Genomic DNA, 19,580 nt, shown 5'->3' with positions numbered 1-19,580 from the left:
GCCTAGCGCGGAGTCGCGACGACATGCGCGGGACTTGTGGCCTAGTACGGGCTGGGCCCACGGCACTAACATGGGAACTTCGTCACGAACCTGAAGGATCCGTCATGCCCGTCGCGTTCCGTTCCCGTTCCACCATCCTCGGCACGGCGCTCGCGGTTGCGCTCGCCGGCGGCATCGCGTCCGCGCCCGCCTTCGCCGCCGCTTCCGGCAACGCGATCGACATTCCGTACACGCAGTTCACCCTGCCCAACGGCTTGACGGTGATCGTGCACGAGGACCACAAGGCGCCGATCGTGGCGGTGAACCTGTGGTACCACGTGGGCTCCAAGGACGAACCGGCGGGTCGCAGCGGCTTCGCGCACCTGTACGAACACCTGATGTTCCAGGCCTCGGAAAACCACAAGGGCGAATTCTTCACGCCCTTCGAGCAGGCCGGCGCCACCGACCAGAACGGCACGACCAACAACGACCGCACCAACTTCTTCGAGAACGTGCCGACCACCGCGCTGGACATGGCGCTGTGGATGGAATCCGACCGCATGGGCCACCTGCTCGGCGGCATCGACCAGGCCGCGCTCGACGAACAGCGCGGCGTGGTCCAGAACGAGAAGCGCGAAGGCGAGAACCAGCCCTACGGCCAGCTCGAGGAAGTGCAGGCGCACGCGCTCTACCCGGTCGGGCATCCCTACCACCACACCGTCATCGGTTCGATGAACGACCTCGACGCCGCCTCGCTCGAGGACGTGAAGACCTGGTTCCGCACCTGGTACGGCCCGAACAACGCGGTGCTGGTGCTGGCCGGCGACATCGACGCGAAGACCGCGAAGGAAAAGGTCGCGAAGTATTTCGGCGACATCCCGGCCGGGCCGAGCATGGCGCAGCCGAAGGTCGACGTCGCGCCGCTGGCGCAGGCCGGGCGCACGGTGCTCAAGGACAAGGTGCCGCAGCCGCTGGTGCAGCGCGTGTGGAACGTGGCGCAGGCCGGCACGCGCGAAGCCGACGAACTCGACCTGTTCGCGCAGGTGCTCGGCGGCGCCGCCGACTCGCGCCTCGACCGGCGCCTGGTGCACGAGGACAAGCTCGCCGATTCGGTCAGTACCTACAACAGCAGCAGCCAGCTGTCGTCCAACTTCGCCGTCACCGCCATGGTCAAGCAGGGCGTGGACCCGGCGAAGGTCGAGGCGATCATCGACGAGGAACTGCAGCGCCTGCTCAAGGACGGCCCGACCGCCGACGAACTGGCGCAGGCCAAGACCGTGTACCGCGCGCGTTTCATCCGCGGCATCGAGCGCATCGGCGGGTTCGGCGGCAAGGCCGACATCCTCGCCGGTTGCGAAATCTACGAAGGCAATCCAGGTTGCTTCCGCGACACGCTCGCCACCGTGGCCGACGCCACGCCGGCGCAGATCCGCGACATCGGCCGCAAGTGGCTCGGCCATCCCAGCCACACCTTCGTCGTCATGCCCGGCAAGCGCACCGCGCTGGCCGAGGAGCCGAGCGTGAAGGCCGCGGCGATGGTGTTGCCGCCGGTCGATCCGAAGTACACGACCGAGCCGAGCAGCGTCGACCGCAGCAAGGGCGTGCCGGCGGTGACCGCGTTCCCCGAACTGAAATTCCCCGCGCTGCAGCGCGCCACGCTCGCCAACGGCAGCACGCTGATTTTGGCCGAACGCCACGAGATCCCGGTGGTGCAGATGAGCTACGAGTTCAAGGGCGGCTACGCCTCCGATCCGCACGGCAAGCTCGGCACCGCGTCGTTCGCGATGGGCATGCTCGACGAAGGCGCCGGCGACCTGGATTCCCTCGCGTTCAAGGGCAAGGCCGAATCGCTGGGCGCGCAGGTCGGCGCGGGCGCTTCGCTCGACGGCGCCAACGCCTACCTGTCGGCGCTGAAGGAAAACCTCGTTCCCTCGCTGCAGCTGTTCTCGACGATGCTGCAGCAACCGCGCTTCGACCAGAAGGACATCGACCGGGTGAAGGCGCAGCGCATCGCCGGCATCGCCCAGGAAAAGGCGCAGCCGCAGACCGCGGCGCTGCGCGTGTTGCCGCCGCTGTTGTTCGGCGACGAGCATCCCTACGGCGTGCCGTTCACCGGCAGCGGTACCGAAAGCCAGGTCGCCGCGCTGACCCGCGACGACCTCGTCGCCTACCAGCACGCATGGCTGCGGCCGGAAAACGCGACCCTGATCGTGGTCGGCGACACCACGCTGAAGGACATCGTGCCGCTGCTCGACCGCACCCTCGGCGGGTGGAAGGGCGAAGGCGCGGCCGACGCGGCGCCGGCGATCCCGGAAGTCGCGCGTCCGCAACAGCCGCGCGTGTTCCTCATCGACCAGCCCGGCGCGGTGCAGGCCAACATCTTCGCCGGCGAGCTGGTGCCTTCGGCCAAGGATCCCGGCGCGGTGAAGTTCGGCATCGCCAACGACGTGCTGGGCGGACTGTTCTCGGCGCGCCTCAACATGAACCTGCGCGAGGACAAGCACTGGGCCTATGGCGCCTACAGCTTCGTGCCGGGCGCGGTCGGCCAGCGCCCGTGGCTGGCGTTCGCGCCGGTGCAGATCGACAAGACCGCGGAGTCGCTGAAGGAGATGCAGCGCGAAATCGGCGATTACGCGACCGGCGCCAAGCCGGCCAGCGCCGAGGAAGTGCAGAAGGCGGTCGACGACGACATCCGCGGCCAGCCCGGCGCCTACGAAACCGCGAACGCGGTGATGAACACCATCGGCGGCATCGTGCGTTACGACCGCCCCGACGACTGGGTGACGCGCCGCAACACCGAAGTCGAGGCGCTCACGCCGGAACAGGTGAATGCCGCGGCGCGCACGTTGGACGGCAAGGCCCTGACCTGGGTGGTCGTCGGCGACTTGTCGAAGATCGAAGCCGGCATCCGCGCGCTCGACATCGGCCCGGTGCAGGTGATCGACGCCGACGGCAAGCCGGTGCAGCCGGCGAAGTAATCGCCGCGGATCGCCCGCGACGCGACGGGCCGGACGCGATCCGGCCCGTCTTCCGGGACTTGTGGCCTAGTGCGGCGCGGTTGCGCGGCCCGCTACCATGTGCGTTTCATCACGCTTCCATGGGGTTTGCCATGTCCGTCGCTCTCCGTCCCCGCGCCAGCTTGCTGGGCATGGCGCTTGCCGCCGCGTTGTCCGGCGGCATCGTGTCCACGCCCGCGTTCGCCGCTTCGGCCACTGCCGGCATCGACATCCCGTACACGCAGTTCACCTTGCCGAACGGCTTGCGCGTGATCGTGCACGAGGACCGCAAGGCGCCGGTGGTGTCGGTCGCGATCTGGTACCACGTCGGCTCCAAGGACGAACCCGCGGGCAAGACCGGCTTCGCGCATTTGTTCGAACACCTGATGTTCAACGGTTCGGAAAACCACAAGGGCGAGTATTTCGAACCCTTCGAGAAGGCCGGCGTCTCCGACATCAACGGCAATACCTGGCTCGACCGCACCATGTATTTCGAGACCGTGCCGACCACCGCGCTGGACATGGCGCTGTGGATGGAATCCGACCGCATGGGCCACCTGCTCGGCGCGATCGACCAGGCCACGCTCGACGAACAGCGCGGCGTGGTGCAGAACGAGAAGCGCCAGGACGAGAACGAACCCTACGGCCGCATGGGCGAACAGGAACTGGCCGAGATCTACCCGGCCAACCATCCCTATCACCACGACACCATCGGCTCGATGGCGGATCTCAACGCCGCTTCGCTCGAGGACGTGAAGAACTGGTTCCGCAACTATTACGGCGCGGCCAATACCGTGCTGGTGCTGTCCGGCGACATCGACGCGAAGACCGCGAAGGACAAGGTCGCGAAGTACTTCGGCGACATCCCGGCCGGCCCGCCGGTCGCGCGCCAGGCCGAATGGGTCGCGCCGCGCACCACGTCCACGCGTTCGCAGATGGAAGACGTGGTGTCGCAGACGCGGATCCTGCGCGAATGGAACATCCCGGCGCGCAGCGAACGCGACTTCGTGCTGCTCGACCTCGCCGCCGACGTGCTCGGTGGCGGCAAGACCTCGCGCCTGTACCAGCGCCTCGTGTACCAGGACAAGCTGGTGGATTCGGTCTCGGCCGGCGCCAGTCCGTTCGAGTTGAGCGGCCAGTTCGAGATCACCGCCGACGTGAAGCAGGGCGCCGACCCGGCCAAGGTCGAGGCGGCGATCGCCGATGAAGTCTCGAAGTTCCTGGCGGAAGGTCCGACCGCCGACGAACTCGCGCGCGTGCAGGCGCAGGATCGCGCCAGCACCATCCGCGGCCTCGAGCGCGCGCTCGGCAAGGCTTCGCGGCTGGGCGAAAGCGCGCTCTACCTCGGTAGCCCGGATGCGTGGAAGCAGCAATTCGAATGGCAGCAGCAGGCGACCTCGGCCGACGTGCAGGCGGTGGCGAAGAAGTGGCTGGCGCAGGGCGATTACACCCTGACCGTGGTGCCGACCAAGACCGCGCCGAAGGTCGAAGAAGTCGCGGGCTTGCCGGCTTCGCCGGATCGCCCGGCCGACATTCCCGGCGCCGACACCAGCAAGTTCACCGTCACCAGGAGCGACGTCGACCGCAGCAAGGGCGTGCCGGAAGTGAGCAGCTTCCCCGACCTGAGCTTTCCCAAGGTCGAGCGCGGGCATTTGAAGAACGGCATCGAGGTGGTATTGGCGCAACGCCACACCGTGCCGGTGGTGAGCATGGCCCTGCAGTTCGACGCCGGCTACGCCAGCGACGCCGGCGCCAAGCTCGGCACCGCCAGCTTCACCAACGCGATGCTCGACGAAGGCACGACCACGCTGGATTCGGTCGAGATCGCGCAGCGGCGCGAACGCCTCGGCATGAACCTCGCCACCGGCTGCGGGCTGGACAGTTGCACCGCCAGCGCCAGCATCCTCAAGTCCAACCTCGCGCCGTCGCTGGCGCTGTTCGCCGACGTGGTCCGCAACCCGGCCTTCCGCGACGCCGACCTCGAACGCGTGCGCGCGCAGTGGATCGCCGGCATCGCGCAGGAAAAGACCCAGCCGACCGGCATCGCGCTGCGCACGCTGCCGCCGCTGGTCTACGGCGCCGGCCATCCGTATGCGATTCCGTTCACCGGCAGCGGCACCGAGGCCTCGATTTCTTCGCTTTCCGCCGCCGACCTGCGCGCCTGGCAGTCGGCATGGCTGCGCCCGGACAACGTGCGGATCCTGGTTGCCGGCGACACCACGCTGCCGGAAATCACCGCGCAGCTCGACAAGGTGTTCGGCGACTGGAAGGCATCCGATGTCGCGAAAGGCACGAAGAACATCCCGGTCGTCGCCGCGCAGCCGTCGCCGCGCGTGTTCCTGATCGACAAGCCCGGCGCGCAGCAATCGCTGATCCTCGCCGGCGAACTCGCGCCGCCGACCACCGCGCCGGACAACCTCCAGATCAACACCATGAACGATGCGTTCGGCGGCCAGTTCACCGCGCGCCTCAACATGAACCTGCGCGAGGACAAGCACTGGGCCTACGGCGCCTACAGCTTCTCGCAGGACGCGCTGGGGCAACGGCCGTTCATGCTCTATGCGCCGGTGCAGACCGACAAGACCACCGAATCCGTGGCCGAAGTACTGAAGGAAGCAAAGGACGTGATCGGCGCGCGTCCGCTGACCGCCGCGGAAATCGCCAAGGTCAAGCAGAGCAACGTGCGCAGCCTGCCCGGTTCCTACGAAACCGCGGGCGCGGTGCTCGGCGCGCTGCAGAGCAACGCGCTGTACGGCCGCCCCGACGATTACGTCGCCACGCTCAAGCAGCGCACCGAGGCGCAGACCGATGACCAGATCCGCGCCGCGGCGACCGAAGTGATCCATCCGGAAGCGCTGACCTGGGTGATCGTCGGCGACCTGGCCAAGATCGAGGCCGGCATCCGCGGCCTCGACATCGGCCCGGTGCAGGTGATCGATGCCGACGGCAAGCCGGTGGCTCCGGCGAAGTAAACGAAGCGGCAAGCTTTTCCTCTCCCCCCGTGGGAGAGGATGTCCCGCAGGGACAGGAGAGGGGCGTTGGCTGTTTCCCCTCTCCCGGCGCTTCGCGCCACCCTCTCCCTCGAAGGGGAGAGGGTTGTTCCTCGCGTTCATTCAGTTCGCGACACAATCCCAACATGCGCACATTCCTGATCGCCGCCCTGTTGCTCCCGCTTTCCGCCTGCACTTGGGTGCACATGGCTCCCGGTGCCAGCGCGGTGCGTGTGCTCGCTGCCAGCCCGGCGCCGGCCAACTGCGAGAACCGCGGCGAGGTGGAGGTGTCGGTGAAGGACAGTCTCGGCCCCTACGAACGCAACCCGCTGCGGGTCCGCGACGAGCTGGAAACCCTGGCCCGCAACGAGGCGCCGGGCCTGAACGGCGACAGCGTGCAGCCGCTGGATGGTCCGGAAGACGGCCGCCAGCGCTACACCGTCTGGCGTTGCCGCGGCTGAAACGGGACGGTTTCGGCACAGGAAGGGCTGCCGACGCGGTATCCTGCGCGGTTCCTGCGCTTCATTTCACGGTCCGCCCCATGTTGTTCCAGCACGTCGCCATCGCCGGTCTCGCCCACATCGACGCCCCGCGTCGGCTGAGTTCGGACGAGATCAACACCCGCCTCAAGCCCACCCTCGACCGCCTCGGCATCAAGACCGACGTGCTCAAGGACATCGCCGGCATCCATGCCCGGCACCTGTGGGACGAAGGCGTGCAGGCCTCCGACGCCGCGACCCTTGCCGGGGTGAAGGCACTGGCCGATGCCGGCATCGACCCGGACAAGGTCGGCCTGCTGGTCAATACCTCGGTCAGCCGCGACTACCTCGAGCCGTCCACGGCCTCGATCGTCTCCGGCAACCTCGGCCTGCCTGACACCTGCCAGAACTTCGACGTGGCGAACGCCTGCCTCGCCTTCCTCAACGGCATGGACATCGCCAGCCGCATGATCGAGCGCGGCGAGATCGAATACGCGCTGGTGGTCGATGGCGAAACCGCCGACCTCGCCTACGAGAAGACCATCGAACGCCTGCTCAACGGCAACGCCACCGAAGACCAGTTCAAGAACGAACTCGCGACGCTGACGCTGGGCTCCGGCGCCGCGGCGATGGTGCTGGCCCGTGCCGAACTCGTCCCGGGCGCGCCGCGCTACAAGGGCGGCGTCACCCGCGCCGCGACCGAGTGGAACAAGCTGTGCCGCGGCAACCTCGACCGCATGGTCACCGACACCCGCATGCTGCTGATCGAAGGCCTGAAGCTGGCGCAGAAGACCTTCGTCGCCGCCAAGCAGGCGCTGGGCTGGGTGGTGGAGGAAATGGACGAATTCGTCATCCACCAGGTCAGCCAGGTGCACACCGCTGCGTTCGTGAAGGCCTTCGGCATCGACCCGAAGAAGGTGCTGACCATCTTCGGCGAGCACGGCAACATCGGACCGGCCTCGGTGCCGATCGTGCTCAGCAAGCTGCGCGAGATGGGGCGCCTGAAGAAGGGCGATCGCATCGCCCTGCTCGGCATCGGCTCGGGCCTGAACTGCTCGATGGCCGAAGTGGTCTGGTGAGGTGAGCGAAACCGCATTGCCGCCCTGCCCGCAATGCGGTTCGGCGTACGCCTACGAGGACGGCGGCCAGCTGGTCTGCCCGGAATGCAGCCACGAATGGTCGCCGAACGAAGCTTCGGCGGAATCGGATTCGATTGAAGTGCGCGATGCGGTCGGGAACCTGCTCGCCGACGGCGACAGCGTCACGGTCGTGAAGGACCTGAAGGTGAAAGGCGCTTCGAACGCGCTCAAGGTCGGCACCCGGATCAAGGGCGTCCGCCTGATCGATGGCGCCGACGGCCACAACATCGACTGCAAGATCGACGGCTTCGGCGCGATGCGGCTGAAGTCCGAATTCGTGAAGAAGGCGTAGCCGCGGATCGCACCCGAACCGGCGCTCCTACAATGCCGCGATGAACTTCCCCGATTATCCATTCGCTCCGAACCGCTCCGAGGTTCGTCCCGGCATCGCCATGTCCTTCCTCGACGAAGGCCCGCGCGATGGCGAAGTGGTCGTCATGCTGCACGGTAATCCGTCGTGGAGCTATTACTGGCGGCATCTCGTGCTCGGCCTGCGCGACAAGTACCGCTGCATCGTGCCCGACCATGTCGGCATGGGTTTTTCCGATCGTCCCGATGACGCGCGTTACGCGTACACATTGCAATCGCGCATCGACGACCTCGATGCGTTGCTCAAGCACCTCGGCATCGATGGCCCGGTCACGCTGGCCGTGCACGACTGGGGCGGCGCCATCGGCTTCGGCTGGGCGCTGCGCGATCCTTCGCGGATTCGCCGGCTCGTGATCACCAATACCGGTGCGTTCCCGCTGCCGGTGGCGAAGCGTTTCCCGAAACGCATCGCGATGGGCCGCGATTCGCGCCTCGGCGGCTGGCTGATCCGCCGCTTCAACCTGTTCGCGCGCGGCGCCGCGCGTTTCGGCACCGAATGCAAGCTGCCGCGTGACGTACGTGATGCTTATGCCGGCGTCTACAACGGCTGGGATAAGGCGATTTCCACGCTGCGCTTCATGCAGGACATCCCGCTCGCCGAAGGCGATCGCGCGTGGCCGCTGGTGAAGGCGATGGAAGCGGCGTTGCCCGCTTACGCGGATCGCCCGGCTTTCATCGGCTGGGGCCTGAAGGACTTCGTGTTCGACCGGCATTTCCTCGACGGTTTCCGCGCGGCGCTGCCGAACGCGGAAGCGCATGCGTTCGAAGACGCCAACCATTACGTGCTGGAAGACAAGCACGAAGTCCTCGTGCCGGCGATCCGCGCTTTCCTCGATCGCAACCCGCTTTTGTAGGAGCGCATCGCAGGGGCGCGATCATGGCGTGTCGCGCCCCTGCGATGCGCTCCTACAGATCGCCGTTCCAATCCTTTTCTGTGAGTGGATGCAGCCCGTACACGGCCCGCGCGCGATCGCATTGCGGGCTGGGTTCGCCGTGTTGCCACGCCGCCTGCAATTCGCGACAGGGGCTGGGCCGTTGCGCGTAGGCGGTGCATTCCACTTCGACACCGACCTCGCCGCGCAGTGCCGCGCAATGCGGCCGTTTCGCCCAGGTGCCGCGCATCGCCAGCCGGTGCGCATCGAGGCGTTCGGTGAGCTCCGCAGGCAACCCGGCGCTGCCTGCGCCCGGTTCGGTTTCGGACCAGTGGAAGGCGACGACGAAGGCGGCGCAGCAGGCGCCGCAGGACAGGCAGGGATGGGCGGTGGGCATGGCGGAATTGTCGGCGACAATGGCGGCATGAGCGAACCATGCAACATCGCCGCTTCCCTGCCGCGCCTCGCGCGCGAGCATCCGGGCCAGGTCGCCATGCGCTGCCCCGGCCGAGGCGGGCGTTACGGCGTCGAACTGACGTACGCGCAGCTCGACGCGCGCAGCGACGCCATCGCCGCGGGACTGGCGCAGCGCGGCATCGTCCGCGGCACGCGCACGGTGGTGATGGTGCGACCGACGCCGGAGTTCTTCCTCGTCATGTTCGCGCTGTTCAAGGCCGGCGCGGTGCCGGTGCTGGTCGATCCGGGCATCGACAAGCGCGCGTTGAAGCAATGCCTGGGCGAAGCCGAAGCCGAAGCCTTCATCGGCATCCCGCTGGCGATGCTGGCGAAGTCGCTGCTCGGCTGGGCGAAGTCGACGCGCATGCGCATCACCACCGGATCGCGCGCGTGGTTCGCCGACGCGACCCTGGCGGAGGTCGAACGCGATGGCGCGAACGCCATTTCGCAGCTTGCCGACACGCAGCCCGACGACATCGCCGCGATCCTGTTCACCAGCGGCAGCACCGGCGTGCCCAAGGGCGTGGTCTACCGGCACCGGCATTTCGTCGCGCAGATCGACATGTTGCGAAATGCATTCGGTATCGAGGCCGGTGGCGTCGATCTTCCGACCTTCCCGCCGTTCGCGTTGTTCGATCCCGCGCTTGGGCTGACCTCGATCATTCCCGACATGGATCCGACCCGCCCGGCGCGCGCTAATCCGCGCAAGCTGCATGCGGCGATCGAAAAATTCGGTGTCGACCAGTTGTTCGGTTCGCCGGCGTTGATGCGCGTGCTATCCGGACACGGCGAACCGTTGCCGTCGCTGAAACGCGTGACCAGCGCCGGCGCGCCGGTGCCGCCGGACGTCGTGTCGAAAATGCTCAAGCTTTTGCCGGACGACGCGTGTTTCTGGACGCCTTACGGCGCCACCGAATGTCTGCCGGTGGCGGTGATCGAAGCGCGCGAGTTGCAGGGGACGCGAGCGGCGACGGAGTCCGGCGCCGGCACCTGCGTCGGCCGGCCGGTGCGGCCGAACGAAGTGCGCATCGTCAGGATCGGCGACGAGGCGATCGCCGAATGGAACGACGCGCTGCTCGTGGGCATTGGACAGGTCGGCGAAATCACCGTCGCCGGCCCGACCGCGACCGATGCCTACTGGAACCGCGATGCGCAAACGAAACTCGCGAAGATCCGGGAAGTCCTGCCTGACGGTACGCAGCGCATCGTGCACCGCATGGGCGACCTCGGTTGGTTCGATGCGCAAGGTCGGCTATGGTTCTGCGGACGCAAGTCGCAGCGTGTGGTCATCGATGAAGCGACGACGCTATGCACCGAGCAGGTCGAGCCGGTGTTCAACACGCATCCCGAGGTCGCCCGCACCGCGTTGGTCGGCGTCGGAGCGCGAGGATCGCAACGTCCGCTCTTGTGCGTGGAACTGAAGCGCGGCGTCGATGCGAAGCAATGGCCGCGCATCGTCGAAGAACTCCGTCATATTGCCGATGGATTCGTGCATACGGCGAAAGTGGAAGGCTTCCTGCGTTATTCGAAGCCGTTCCCGGTCGATATCCGCCACAACGCCAAGATCGGGCGCGAGAAACTCGCGATCTGGGCGGCGAAAAATCTTCCCTCCCTTCAGGGAAGGGGAGGGAGTGAACTGCCATGAAAATCCTCGTCACCGGTGGCGGTGGGCGAGCAGTAGCGCTTGCACGCGCCACCAAGGTGCGTGCGCTGCTGCGAGCGCCGGTCATGGATGACCGGCAGGAGCACAGCACCATGGATGGTTCGGAGGAAGGATGAAGATTCTTGTGACCGGTGGCGGTGGATTCTTGGGCCAGGCCCTGTGCCGTGGCCTCGTCGAGCGTGGGCACGAGGTCGCGAGCTTCAATCGCGGGCATTACCCGGCCCTGGACGCCATCGGCGTCCGGCAACTCCGCGGCGATCTCGCCGACCGCGATGCGGTGATGGCGGCATTCGCGCAGGGATTCGACGCCGTTTTCCACAACGCCGCGAAAGCCGGGGCCTGGGGTTCGTACGACAGTTATTACTCCGCGAATGTCGTCGGCACGCAGCACGTGATCGATGCCAGTCGCGCGCACGGCATCGCGAAACTCGTCTACACCTCGACGCCAAGCGTCACCCACCGCGCCACGCATCCGGTCGAAGGCGGTACTGCGGACACCGTCCCCTATGGCGAAGGCTTCAAGGCGCCGTATGCCGCGACCAAGGCGATCGCGGAGAAAGCCGTGCTCGCCGCGAACGATGCGAACCTCGCCGTGGTCGCACTGCGCCCACGCCTGATCTGGGGCCCGGGCGATGCGCAGATTTTGCCGCGCCTGGTCGAACGCGCGAAGGCGGGGCGACTGCGCATCGTCGGCAGCGGCGACAACAAGGTCGACTGCACCTATATCGACAACGCCGCGCAAGCGCATTTCGACGCGTTCGAGCACCTCGCTCCCGGTTCGGCATGCGCGGGCAAGGCCTACTTCATTTCGAACGGCGAGCCGTGGACCATGCGCGATCTGTTGAACGCGTTGCTGCGCGCCGCCGGTGCGCCGGAAGTGCACAGGCACCTGCCGTTTGGCGCCGCCTATGCAGCCGGCGTCGTGTGCGAGGGCCTGTGGCATGCGATACCGCTCAAGGGCGAACCGCCGATGACCCGCTTCCTCGCCGAACAGCTGGCGACTTCGCACTGGTATTCGATGGAACCGGCCCGGCGCGACTTCGGCTACGCGCCGAAGGTGTCGATGGCCGAGGGCATGGAAAGGCTGCGCCGGTCGTTTTGCGGCAACGACAGGCAGTCGCGGCTATAAGCCGCTCCAACGGGCGATAATGCCGGCATGAACGCCGCTCCGTTCAACTGGAAGCAACCCGCCGGCCGCGCGCTGGAAGCCGCGCTCAACCGCGTGCTCGCGCTCGATCCGGACGCGCAGTCGTCCCTGCGCGCGCTTGACGGTCGCCGCGTCGCATTGCGCATCGAATCGCCGCCGCTGGCGCTGGAAGTGCGCGTGGACGGCGACGCATTGCGCGTCGGCCCGGTCAACGGCGAACGCGAACCCGACCTCGGCGTACGCGGCACGCTCGCCGGCCTGTTGGGCCAATTGCCGATGTTCCGTCGCGACGACGCGCCACCGGTGGGCAAGCTGCGGATCGAGGGCGATGCCGAACTCGCGCGGCGCCTGCAAACGCTGGCGAAGAATTTCGACCCGGACTGGCATAAACCTTTTGCCGATGTGTTCGGCGACGTCATCGGCGTGCAGGTCGCGAATGCCTTCGCGACCGCGCTGAAGCAGGCGCGCACATTCGCGACGAACGGCGCGGAAACGCTGGCCGAATACGTGACCGAGGAAAGCCGCGACGTGGTGCCGAAGGCGGAGCTCGACGCCTTCCACGACGATGTCGATGCGCTGCGCGATGATGTGGAGCGCCTGGCCGCGCGCATCGCGCGCCTGCCGCGTGCGGGGAATCGCGCATGAAGCCCGCGCTGCGCGCGCTGCGCATCGGCCGGGTGCTGTTGCGCTATCGGCTCGACGACCTGGCCAATGGCACGCCGGCAGAACGCTGGCTGCGGCTCGCGCGTCCGTTCGTACCCAGCGCGCCGAAGGAGATCGCCGCATTGCCGCGCGGCGCGCGCCTGCGCCTGGCCTTGCAGGAACTCGGGCCGATCTTCGTCAAGTTCGGGCAGATCCTGTCGACGCGCCGCGACCTGATTCCCGAGGACATCGCGGTCGAACTCGCGCTGCTGCAGGATCAGGTCGCGCCGTTCGACGGCGACACCGCGCGCGAATTGGTCGAAGCCGCACTCGGCCGCCCGGTCAGCGAAGCGTTCGCGTCGTTCGATACCGCGCCGCTGGCTTCGGCGAGCATCGCGCAGGTGCATGCGGCGACGATGTCCGACGGCCGCGAGGTAGTGGTGAAGGTGCTTCGCCCCGACATCGAAAAGCAGATCGCAGCCGACGTGTCGCTGCTGAAGTGGATCGCCGGCATCGTCGATCGCACCCATCCGAACGCGGACAAGATCCGCCCGCGCGAAGTCGTCGCCGAAGTCGAGAACACGCTCGCCGCCGAACTCGACCTGCAGCGCGAAGCCGCGAACGCTTCCGTGCTGCGCCGCAACTGGCTGGGTTCGCCCGACCTGTTCGTGCCCGAGCCGATCTGGTCGCACACCGCGCAGCGCGCGATGACGATGGAGCGCGTGCGCGGCATTCCGTCCGACGACATCGTCGCGCTCGACGCCGCCGGCATCGACCGCAAGGCGCTGGCGGCCAAGGGCGTGCGCGTGTTCTACCAGCAGGTGTTCCGCGACAATTTCTTCCACGCCGACGCGCACGCCGGCAACATCTGGGTCGACCCCGATCCGACGCGCAAGTCCGATCCGCGCTTCATCGCGCTCGATTTCGGCATCGTCGGCCAGCTCTCCAGCGAGGACCAGTACTACCTCGCCGAGAACTTCATGGCGATCTTCCAGCGCGACTACCGGCGAATCGCCGAGCTGCACGTGCAGGCTGGATGGATGCCTTCGCACATCCGCATCGATGAGCTGGAAGCCGCCGCGCGCGCGGTGTGTGAACCGTATTTCACGCGTCCGTTGAGCGAAATCTCGCTGGCCGAAGTGCTGGTGAAACTGTTCCGCACCGCGCAGCGCTACGAGCTCACCCTGCAGCCGCAGTTGATCCTGCTGCAGAAAACCCTGCTCAACATCGAAGGCGTCGGTCGCCAGCTCGATCCGGACATCGATATCTGGGCAGTGGCCAAGCCGGTCCTCGAAAAAATCCTGGTCGAACGCTACAGCCCGCAGCGACTGCTCGGCGAATTCCGCAAGCGCCTTCCGGAAATGGTGACGCACGCGCCGGACATGCCGCAGCTGCTGCACGCCTGGCTTCAGCAGCAGGTGGAAGGCAAACACGAACTGGCGATGCGCTCGCGCGACGTGCGCGAGATCGCGCAACAGATCGCGGGCATGCAGCGGCGGATCGTGGCCGCGATCCTGGGCGTGGGGCTGCTGATCATCGCCGCGGTGCTGTACGCGCTCGAAGCCGGCGGCCCGCACTGGCTGGGCGTGCCGGTCTCGACCTGGATCGCCGGACTCGGTGGCGTGTGGGCGCTGCTCGCGGCGTGGCCGCGGCGGCAATGAGCGCGTGAACATCGACGAAGCGCCCGGCGCCTTGCCGGTGTGCCTGCTCGAAGAACGCTTTACGGTGGTCTGCAAACCCGCGGGGCTGATGGTCCACGACAGCGCACTCGCGCGCGGCGAAACCGACTTCGCCGCCGATCGATTGCGCGAACAGTTCGGCAAGCCGATCTTCCTCGTGCATCGGCTCGACCGCGCGACCAGCGGATGCCTGCTGCTCGCCTTCGACCGCGAAGCCGCTTCCGCGCTCGGCAAGGCGCTGATGGCGCGTGATGTCGAGAAAGATTATCTGGCCGTGTGTCGCGGCTGGCCGGCGGAACAACGCTTCACCATCGACCACCCGCTCGACGGCGGCCCGGGAAAACCGCAGAAGAAGCCGGCGCTCACCGAGTTCGAGCGCCTCGCCACCTGCGAACTCGACATGCCTTCGGCGGGCTTCGAAACCTCGCGCTACGCGCTGCTGCGCGCGCGGCCGCTGACCGGGCGCTTCCGCCAGATCCGCCGCCACCTCAAGCACATTTCGCATCACCTGATCGGCGACACCAGCCACGGCGACGGCCGCCACAACCGCGCGTTCCGCATGCTCGGCATCCAGCGCATGCTGTTGCATGCCGGGCGCCTGGCGTTCGCGCACCCGTTCACGGGCGAACGCATGGAAGCGCGCGCACCGGTGGACGCGGAATTCGCGAAGGCGCTGGCGCTGTTCGCCGCGCCGGTTGCGTGAGGGACGTTACGGCCGTGGCCTTTTCGATTTCGGCGCCGAGGTTTCCGCGTCGATCATCGCCTTGACCTCGGCCATCGTGTCGCGGACGATCGGCTGGATCTCCTGCATGCTCAGGGTCATCGCCTGCGGCATCTTCTTCAGCATCGAGGCGCCCTCCGGCGTCGAATAGAACGCGATCATCGCCTCGACTTCCCGCTTGCTGAACACCTGCGTGTAGACCTTGCGCATCACCGGTTCCAGCGCCGTCCACGACATGTGCCTGAGCGTGATTGCATTGGTCTTTTCGAGGATGTCGTGCATGCGTTCGCGATCCGCGTCGGAAGCATCCTTGCCGAAGGCTTCCTCCACCATCACCTGCTGCGCGGTCGTCGTCTGCTTCAGCATGTCGTCCATCATCGATTGCATGTCCATCGCCTTGAGCAGGCGGTCGATGTCGGCATCGGAGGCCGGCGCAGGCGCGGGTACGGCCGTCGACGCGGTATCGGCGGCCTGCGCGAAAACGGGCGCAAGGGGCATGGCGAGGACGAGGGCAAGGACGAAACGGCGCATGGCAGGCTCCCGGATGGACGGCGCATCCTCGCAATCCGCGCGCGGGGCGGCAACCGCAGGCCGTTAGAATTCGCCGCATGCTGCAGGTCGAACGCATCGCCATCCCCGACGAGGAACTGGTCGAACGCTTCGTGCGTGCGTCCGGGCCGGGCGGGCAGAACGTCAACAAGGTCGCGACCGCGGTGGAATTGCGCTTCGACATCGCCAGTTCGCCGTCGTTGCCTGAACCGGTGCGCGAACGCCTGCTGGCGAAGCGCGATCGGCGGGTGACCGCGGATGGCGTGCTGGTGATCGCCGCGCAGCGCTTCCGCACCCAGGAGCGCAACCGCGAGGACGCGCGCGAACGGCTGGCGCATTTCATCGAAACCGGCCTGCACGCGCCCAGGCCGCGGGTCGCGACCCGCCCGACCCGTGCCTCGAAGGAGCGGCGCTTGGGCGAGAAACGCGGACGTGCGACGATCAAGCGCGGACGCACGGGGCGGGACTGGGATTGAGCGCAGCGCCGAAGACAAACGACATCGTGCTGTCGCTGCCGGCGAACGCGCCGCGGATGCCGCGCAACCGCTTCGCCGAGTGGCTGGGTCGCGCGATCCTGCGCACCGGCGGCTGGCGCATGGTCGGCGCCTTGCCGGACATCCCCAGGCTGGTGCTGATCGCGGCGCCGCATTCCTCGAATTGGGACGGGTTATGGGGCTTCGCCGCCAAGCTCGGCATGGGCGTGAAGCTGTCCATCCTCGGCAAGGACAGCCTGCTGCGGATCCCGGTGCTGGGCTCGCTGCTGCGCTGGCAGGGCGTGATCCCGGTGGATCGCAGCGCACCGCACGGCGTGGTGGACCAGGCGGCCGAAGCGATCCGCAACGCGGAGCGCATGTGGTACGCGATCGCCCCGGAAGGCACGCGCAAGTGGGTCGATCGCTGGAAGCCCGGGTTCTGGCACATCGCGAGCCGGGCCGGGGTGCCGGTGGTCCCGGCCTATTTCGACTACGCCAACAAGGTGATCGGCATCGGCCCACCGTTTGCGCCGGGCACCGACATGCACGCCGACATCGCCAGCATCCAGCGCTGGTACAAGCCCTACCGCGGCCGTAACCACGACGTGGTACAGCCGGCGGACTGAAGCATCGCGCCGCTCAGCGTTCCGACGGGCCGCTGGCGTAGGCGTCGCGCGGTGCCGACCTCTCGGGCTGGATCAATTCGACGAAGGCGCGCGCCTGCGCGCTGAGGAATTTCCCTTTCCGCATCACCACGCCGTAGCTGCGCGGCGGGAACCAGCGCGCCAGCGAACGCGCGGCCAGGCGCTGGCGGTCGGCGTCGGTGAGGCAGATCGCGGTGACGATGCTGATGCCCAGGCCCATCGCCACGTATTGCTTGATCACTTCCCAGCCGCCGACTTCCAGCGCGACCGTGTACGGCACCCGGTTCTGCTGGAACACGAGGTCGACGAGGCGATAGGTCGTCAGGCGTTTCGGCGGCAGGATCAGGCCGTACGGCGAGAGGTCGGCGAGTTCGAGCTCGCGTTTCTGCGCCAGCGGATGGTCGGGCGGGGTGATCAGCATCGGCTCGAAGCGGTACACGGGCGTGTAGCCGAGATCGGCGGGGACATCGAGCATCGAGCCCACCGCCAGGTCGACCGCATCGCTGCGCAGCAGGTCGAGCCCGCCGGCACCGGTGACGTTGTGCAAGGTCAGGCGCACGTCCGGATGGCGCTCGCGGAAGGCTTCGACGATGCCCGGCAGCAGATACAGGATGGTCGAACTGCCCGCGGCGACGTTCAGTTCGCCGGCATCCAGCCCGCGCACCTGCTCGCGGAAGTTCGTCGCCAGCCCGTCCAGGCCTTCGACCAGCGGCCGCGCCATGTCGTACAGCAATTGCCCTTCCCGGGTCGGCGCCAGCCGCCGGCCGCTGCGTTCGAACAGGCGCACGCCCAATTCCCGCTCCAGTGCCTGCAGTTGCAAGGTCACCGCCGGCTGGCTGAGGTACAGCGCCTCGGCCGCGCGCGACACCGAGCCCAGCCGCGCCACCTGGCAGAACGCGCGCAAGGGCTTGAGGCGCGAGCCCTTGTAGGCGAATCGTGGGGCGCTGGGCTTGGATTCGGCCATGTTTCGGCTTTGATATTTATTCGACTAATAATAAAAATTGATAAATCTGTTTTGTCAAATACAACACGCTACCGCATGGTCTGGTTCCGGGTTCGCCAACGGAGTCGTCGATGTCGGCAGTGCTGCAACGGGTCCCTGAAGTTGGGGAAAGAATCGAAATCGTCGGCCGCGCTCCCGGCCAGGACGGGCTGCTGACCCCGCCCGCGTTGGCTTTCCTCGCCGACCTGCATCGCCGCTTCGAGGGCGAACGCCGGGGCCTGCTCGAGTCGCGCGCCCGGCGCCAGGCCGGCTACGACGCCGGCGGGCTTCCGGATTTCCGCGCCGACACCGCCGCGATCCGCGCAGGCGACTGGCGCATCGCCCCGATCCCGGCCGCGCTGGCCGATCGCCGGGTCGAGATCACCGGGCCGGTCGATCCGAAGATGGTGATCAACGCGCTGAACTCCGGCGCGAATTGCTACATGGCCGACTTCGAGGATTCGACCGCGCCGACCTGGGCCAACCTGGTCGAAGGCCAGCGTGCGTTGCGCGAGGCGGTGATCGGCACGCTCGACTTCGTCAACCAAGCGGGCAAGCGCTACGCACTGAAGCCTGAAGCCGAACGCGCGGTGCTGATCGTGCGCCCGCGCGGCTGGCACCTCGACGAGAAGCACGTGCTGGTCGACGCCTGCCCTGAGCAGGGTCGAAGGGGCGAACGCATGTCGGCCTCGTTGTTCGACCTTGGCCTGTTCTGCTTCCACAACGCCGCCGCGCTCGCGGCCAGGGACCGCGGCCCCTACTTCTACCTGCCCAAGCTGCAGTCGATGGAAGAAGCCGCGCTGTGGAATCGCGTGCTCGCCCACGTCGAACGCGAACTCCGGCTGCCGCACGCGCAGCTGAAGGCGACGGTACTGATCGAAACGCTGCCGGCCGCGTTCGAAATGGACGAAATCCTGCACGCGCTGCGCGACCGCATCGTCGGGCTGAACTGCGGACGCTGGGATTACATCTTCAGTTACATCAAGACGCTGCGCGCGCATCGCGACCGCGCCCTGCCCGAACGCGCGCAGGTGACGATGGCGCAGCCGTTCCTGAAGGCGTATTCGGAACGGCTGGTCAGGACCTGCCATCGCCGCGGCGCGCATGCGATGGGCGGCATGGCCGCGCAGATCCCGATCGGCAACGATGACGAAGCAAACGATGCGGCGCTGGCGCGCGTACGCGCGGACAAGCTGCGCGAGGTCGCCGCCGGCCACGACGGCACCTGGGTCGCGCATCCGGCGCTCATCCCGGTCGCGCGCGAAGTGTTCGATGCGTACATGCTTGGCGCGAACCAGCACGAAATGCTGCGCGAGGACGTGGTCGCATCCCGCGACGACTTGCTGCGTCCGTCCCTCGGCACGATCACGCGCAAGGGGTTCGAGAACAACGTCGAGGTATGCGTGCGTTACCTCGCCGCGTGGCTGGACGGCAACGGCTGCGTGCCGATCCACTACCTGATGGAGGACGCCGCCACCGCCGAGATCGCGCGCGCGCAACTGTGGCAATGGCTGCACCACGGCGGATTGCACCTCGACGACGGTTCGCCGGTCGACTTCGCGCTGTTCGAACGTGCGTTGCTGAACCTGCCTTCGCGCCTCGCCGGCGAATCGGTACCCGGCGTTTCACGCGTGCGTGAAGCCATCGGCGTGCTCGACCGCCTGACCCATGCCGAGCAACTCGCCGAGTTCCTCACGCTTCCCGCTTACGAACGCATCGATTGATCCGGGTTTCCCCGTAGGAGCGCCTTTCAGGGCGCGACTACTCCAGCGATTCGTCGTCGCGCCCGAACGGGCGCTC

Annotated in this window: 18 protein-coding genes; 15 read left to right on the top strand and 3 right to left on the bottom strand. The window is 67.4% G+C overall.

Annotation, left to right across the window (positions count from 1 at the left end):
* The first annotated feature begins 104 nt into the window (after nt 1-104).
* The 6 genes from FNZ56_RS08750 (at nt 105) to FNZ56_RS08725 (ending at nt 8,806) form a co-directional block, all read left to right on the top strand.
* Complete coding sequence (locus FNZ56_RS08750) at nt 105-2,957, top strand: M16 family metallopeptidase (RefSeq protein WP_143879468.1); 2,853 nt, start codon at nt 105-107, stop codon at nt 2,955-2,957.
* A 131-nt stretch (nt 2,958-3,088) separates the two neighbouring features.
* A complete protein-coding gene (locus tag FNZ56_RS08745; RefSeq protein ID WP_185970703.1) occupies nt 3,089-5,947 on the top strand; it encodes a M16 family metallopeptidase in 2,859 nt (952 codons plus the stop codon).
* Between the two features lie 164 nt (nt 5,948-6,111).
* Nucleotides 6,112-6,426, top strand: coding sequence for a DUF4156 domain-containing protein (locus FNZ56_RS08740; protein ID WP_143879467.1), 315 nt, complete (start codon nt 6,112-6,114; stop codon nt 6,424-6,426).
* Nucleotides 6,427-6,506: 80 nt separating this feature from the next.
* A complete protein-coding gene (locus FNZ56_RS08735; protein ID WP_143879466.1) occupies nt 6,507-7,523 on the top strand; it encodes a 3-oxoacyl-ACP synthase III in 1,017 nt (338 codons plus the stop codon).
* A 1-nt stretch (nt 7,524) separates the two neighbouring features.
* Nucleotides 7,525-7,875 carry a zinc ribbon domain-containing protein YjdM gene (locus FNZ56_RS08730; protein WP_143879465.1) on the top strand — a complete coding sequence of 117 codons (351 nt, stop codon included), beginning with the start codon at nt 7,525-7,527 and terminating at the stop codon, nt 7,873-7,875.
* A gap of 40 nt (nt 7,876-7,915) precedes the next feature.
* The gene (locus FNZ56_RS08725) at nt 7,916-8,806 is read left to right on the top strand and encodes an alpha/beta fold hydrolase (RefSeq protein WP_143879464.1); all 891 of its coding nucleotides are present in this window, start codon (nt 7,916-7,918) and stop codon (nt 8,804-8,806) included.
* A 52-nt stretch (nt 8,807-8,858) separates the two neighbouring features.
* On the opposite strand, the gene FNZ56_RS08720 is transcribed toward FNZ56_RS08725, so the two are convergent.
* A complete protein-coding gene (locus FNZ56_RS08720) occupies nt 8,859-9,221 on the bottom strand; it encodes a YkgJ family cysteine cluster protein (protein WP_143879463.1) in 363 nt (120 codons plus the stop codon).
* Nucleotides 9,222-9,248: 27 nt separating this feature from the next.
* Here FNZ56_RS08720 and oleC point away from each other — a divergent pair, with 27 nt between their 5' ends.
* The 6 genes from oleC to FNZ56_RS08695 are packed head-to-tail and all read left to right on the top strand — an operon-like array spanning nt 9,249 to nt 15,114.
* Entirely contained in the window at nt 9,249-10,925 is a 1,677-nt protein-coding gene (gene oleC, locus FNZ56_RS08715; protein ID WP_143879462.1) for an olefin beta-lactone synthetase, read from the top strand.
* On the top strand, nt 10,922-11,059 hold the full coding sequence (locus FNZ56_RS12875; protein WP_185970702.1) for a Rossmann-fold NAD(P)-binding domain-containing protein: 138 nt from the start codon (nt 10,922-10,924) through the stop codon (nt 11,057-11,059). Before oleC ends, FNZ56_RS12875 begins: the two co-directional genes overlap by 4 nt.
* Complete coding sequence (gene oleD, locus FNZ56_RS08710) at nt 11,056-12,072, top strand: 2-alkyl-3-oxoalkanoate reductase (RefSeq protein WP_143879461.1); 1,017 nt, start codon at nt 11,056-11,058, stop codon at nt 12,070-12,072. The genes FNZ56_RS12875 and oleD overlap by 4 nt, the downstream gene beginning before the upstream one ends.
* A 27-nt stretch (nt 12,073-12,099) precedes the next feature.
* The gene (locus tag FNZ56_RS08705) at nt 12,100-12,735 is read left to right on the top strand and encodes a ubiquinone biosynthesis accessory factor UbiJ (protein WP_143879460.1); all 636 of its coding nucleotides are present in this window, start codon (nt 12,100-12,102) and stop codon (nt 12,733-12,735) included.
* Nucleotides 12,732-14,393, top strand: a complete 1,662-nt coding sequence (gene ubiB, locus FNZ56_RS08700) for a ubiquinone biosynthesis regulatory protein kinase UbiB (RefSeq protein WP_143879459.1) — start codon at nt 12,732-12,734, stop codon at nt 14,391-14,393. The genes FNZ56_RS08705 and ubiB overlap by 4 nt, the downstream gene beginning before the upstream one ends.
* On the top strand, nt 14,350-15,114 hold the full coding sequence (locus FNZ56_RS08695; protein WP_143879458.1) for a pseudouridine synthase: 765 nt from the start codon (nt 14,350-14,352) through the stop codon (nt 15,112-15,114). Before ubiB ends, FNZ56_RS08695 begins: the two co-directional genes overlap by 44 nt.
* A gap of 6 nt (nt 15,115-15,120) precedes the next feature.
* Here the strand turns inward: FNZ56_RS08695 and FNZ56_RS08690 are convergent, their stop codons facing one another.
* The gene (locus FNZ56_RS08690; RefSeq protein WP_143879457.1) at nt 15,121-15,663 is read right to left on the bottom strand and encodes a DUF2059 domain-containing protein; all 543 of its coding nucleotides are present in this window, start codon (nt 15,661-15,663) and stop codon (nt 15,121-15,123) included.
* Nucleotides 15,664-15,740: 77 nt separating this feature from the next.
* On the opposite strand from FNZ56_RS08690, the gene arfB reads away from it, so the two are divergent.
* Nucleotides 15,741-16,157 carry an alternative ribosome rescue aminoacyl-tRNA hydrolase ArfB gene (arfB, locus tag FNZ56_RS08685; RefSeq protein ID WP_143879456.1) on the top strand — a complete coding sequence of 139 codons (417 nt, stop codon included), beginning with the start codon at nt 15,741-15,743 and terminating at the stop codon, nt 16,155-16,157.
* A 56-nt stretch (nt 16,158-16,213) separates the two neighbouring features.
* Complete coding sequence (locus FNZ56_RS08680; protein ID WP_143880320.1) at nt 16,214-16,780, top strand: 1-acyl-sn-glycerol-3-phosphate acyltransferase; 567 nt, start codon at nt 16,214-16,216, stop codon at nt 16,778-16,780.
* 13 nt (nt 16,781-16,793) lie between these two features.
* On the opposite strand, the gene FNZ56_RS08675 is transcribed toward FNZ56_RS08680, so the two are convergent.
* Nucleotides 16,794-17,762 (bottom strand): LysR family transcriptional regulator, encoded by a 969-nt coding sequence (locus tag FNZ56_RS08675; RefSeq protein ID WP_143879455.1) that lies wholly within the window; start codon nt 17,760-17,762, stop codon nt 16,794-16,796.
* Nucleotides 17,763-17,872: 110 nt separating this feature from the next.
* Between FNZ56_RS08675 and aceB the strand changes: the two genes are divergently transcribed.
* Nucleotides 17,873-19,504 carry a malate synthase A gene (gene aceB, locus FNZ56_RS08670; RefSeq protein ID WP_143879454.1) on the top strand — a complete coding sequence of 544 codons (1,632 nt, stop codon included), beginning with the start codon at nt 17,873-17,875 and terminating at the stop codon, nt 19,502-19,504.
* Nucleotides 19,505-19,580: the final 76 nt, after the last annotated feature.

Origin of the sequence: Lysobacter lycopersici (assembly GCF_007556775.1) — a bacterium.
GTDB classification, from domain to species: domain Bacteria; phylum Pseudomonadota; class Gammaproteobacteria; order Xanthomonadales; family Xanthomonadaceae; genus Pseudoluteimonas; species Pseudoluteimonas lycopersici.
This window is presented reverse-complemented; position numbering and strand designations above follow the sequence as displayed.

Coding starts and splice junctions, on each gene's coding strand:
- FNZ56_RS08750 (WP_143879468.1), top strand. CDS start 105: ATGCCCGTCGCGTTCCGTTCCCGTTCCACCATCCTCGGCACGGCGCTC.
- FNZ56_RS08745 (WP_185970703.1), top strand. CDS start 3,089: ATGTCCGTCGCTCTCCGTCCCCGCGCCAGCTTGCTGGGCATGGCGCTT.
- FNZ56_RS08740 (WP_143879467.1), top strand. CDS start 6,112: ATGCGCACATTCCTGATCGCCGCCCTGTTGCTCCCGCTTTCCGCCTGC.
- FNZ56_RS08735 (WP_143879466.1), top strand. CDS start 6,507: ATGTTGTTCCAGCACGTCGCCATCGCCGGTCTCGCCCACATCGACGCC.
- FNZ56_RS08725 (WP_143879464.1), top strand. CDS start 7,916: ATGAACTTCCCCGATTATCCATTCGCTCCGAACCGCTCCGAGGTTCGT.
- FNZ56_RS08720 (WP_143879463.1), bottom strand. CDS start 9,221: ATGCCCACCGCCCATCCCTGCCTGTCCTGCGGCGCCTGCTGCGCCGCC.
- oleC (WP_143879462.1), top strand. CDS start 9,249: ATGAGCGAACCATGCAACATCGCCGCTTCCCTGCCGCGCCTCGCGCGC.
- FNZ56_RS12875 (WP_185970702.1), top strand. CDS start 10,922: ATGAAAATCCTCGTCACCGGTGGCGGTGGGCGAGCAGTAGCGCTTGCA.
- oleD (WP_143879461.1), top strand. CDS start 11,056: ATGAAGATTCTTGTGACCGGTGGCGGTGGATTCTTGGGCCAGGCCCTG.
- FNZ56_RS08705 (WP_143879460.1), top strand. CDS start 12,100: ATGAACGCCGCTCCGTTCAACTGGAAGCAACCCGCCGGCCGCGCGCTG.
- ubiB (WP_143879459.1), top strand. CDS start 12,732: ATGAAGCCCGCGCTGCGCGCGCTGCGCATCGGCCGGGTGCTGTTGCGC.
- FNZ56_RS08690 (WP_143879457.1), bottom strand. CDS start 15,663: ATGCGCCGTTTCGTCCTTGCCCTCGTCCTCGCCATGCCCCTTGCGCCC.
- arfB (WP_143879456.1), top strand. CDS start 15,741: ATGCTGCAGGTCGAACGCATCGCCATCCCCGACGAGGAACTGGTCGAA.
- FNZ56_RS08680 (WP_143880320.1), top strand. CDS start 16,214: ATGCCGCGCAACCGCTTCGCCGAGTGGCTGGGTCGCGCGATCCTGCGC.
- FNZ56_RS08675 (WP_143879455.1), bottom strand. CDS start 17,762: ATGGCCGAATCCAAGCCCAGCGCCCCACGATTCGCCTACAAGGGCTCG.
- aceB (WP_143879454.1), top strand. CDS start 17,873: ATGTCGGCAGTGCTGCAACGGGTCCCTGAAGTTGGGGAAAGAATCGAA.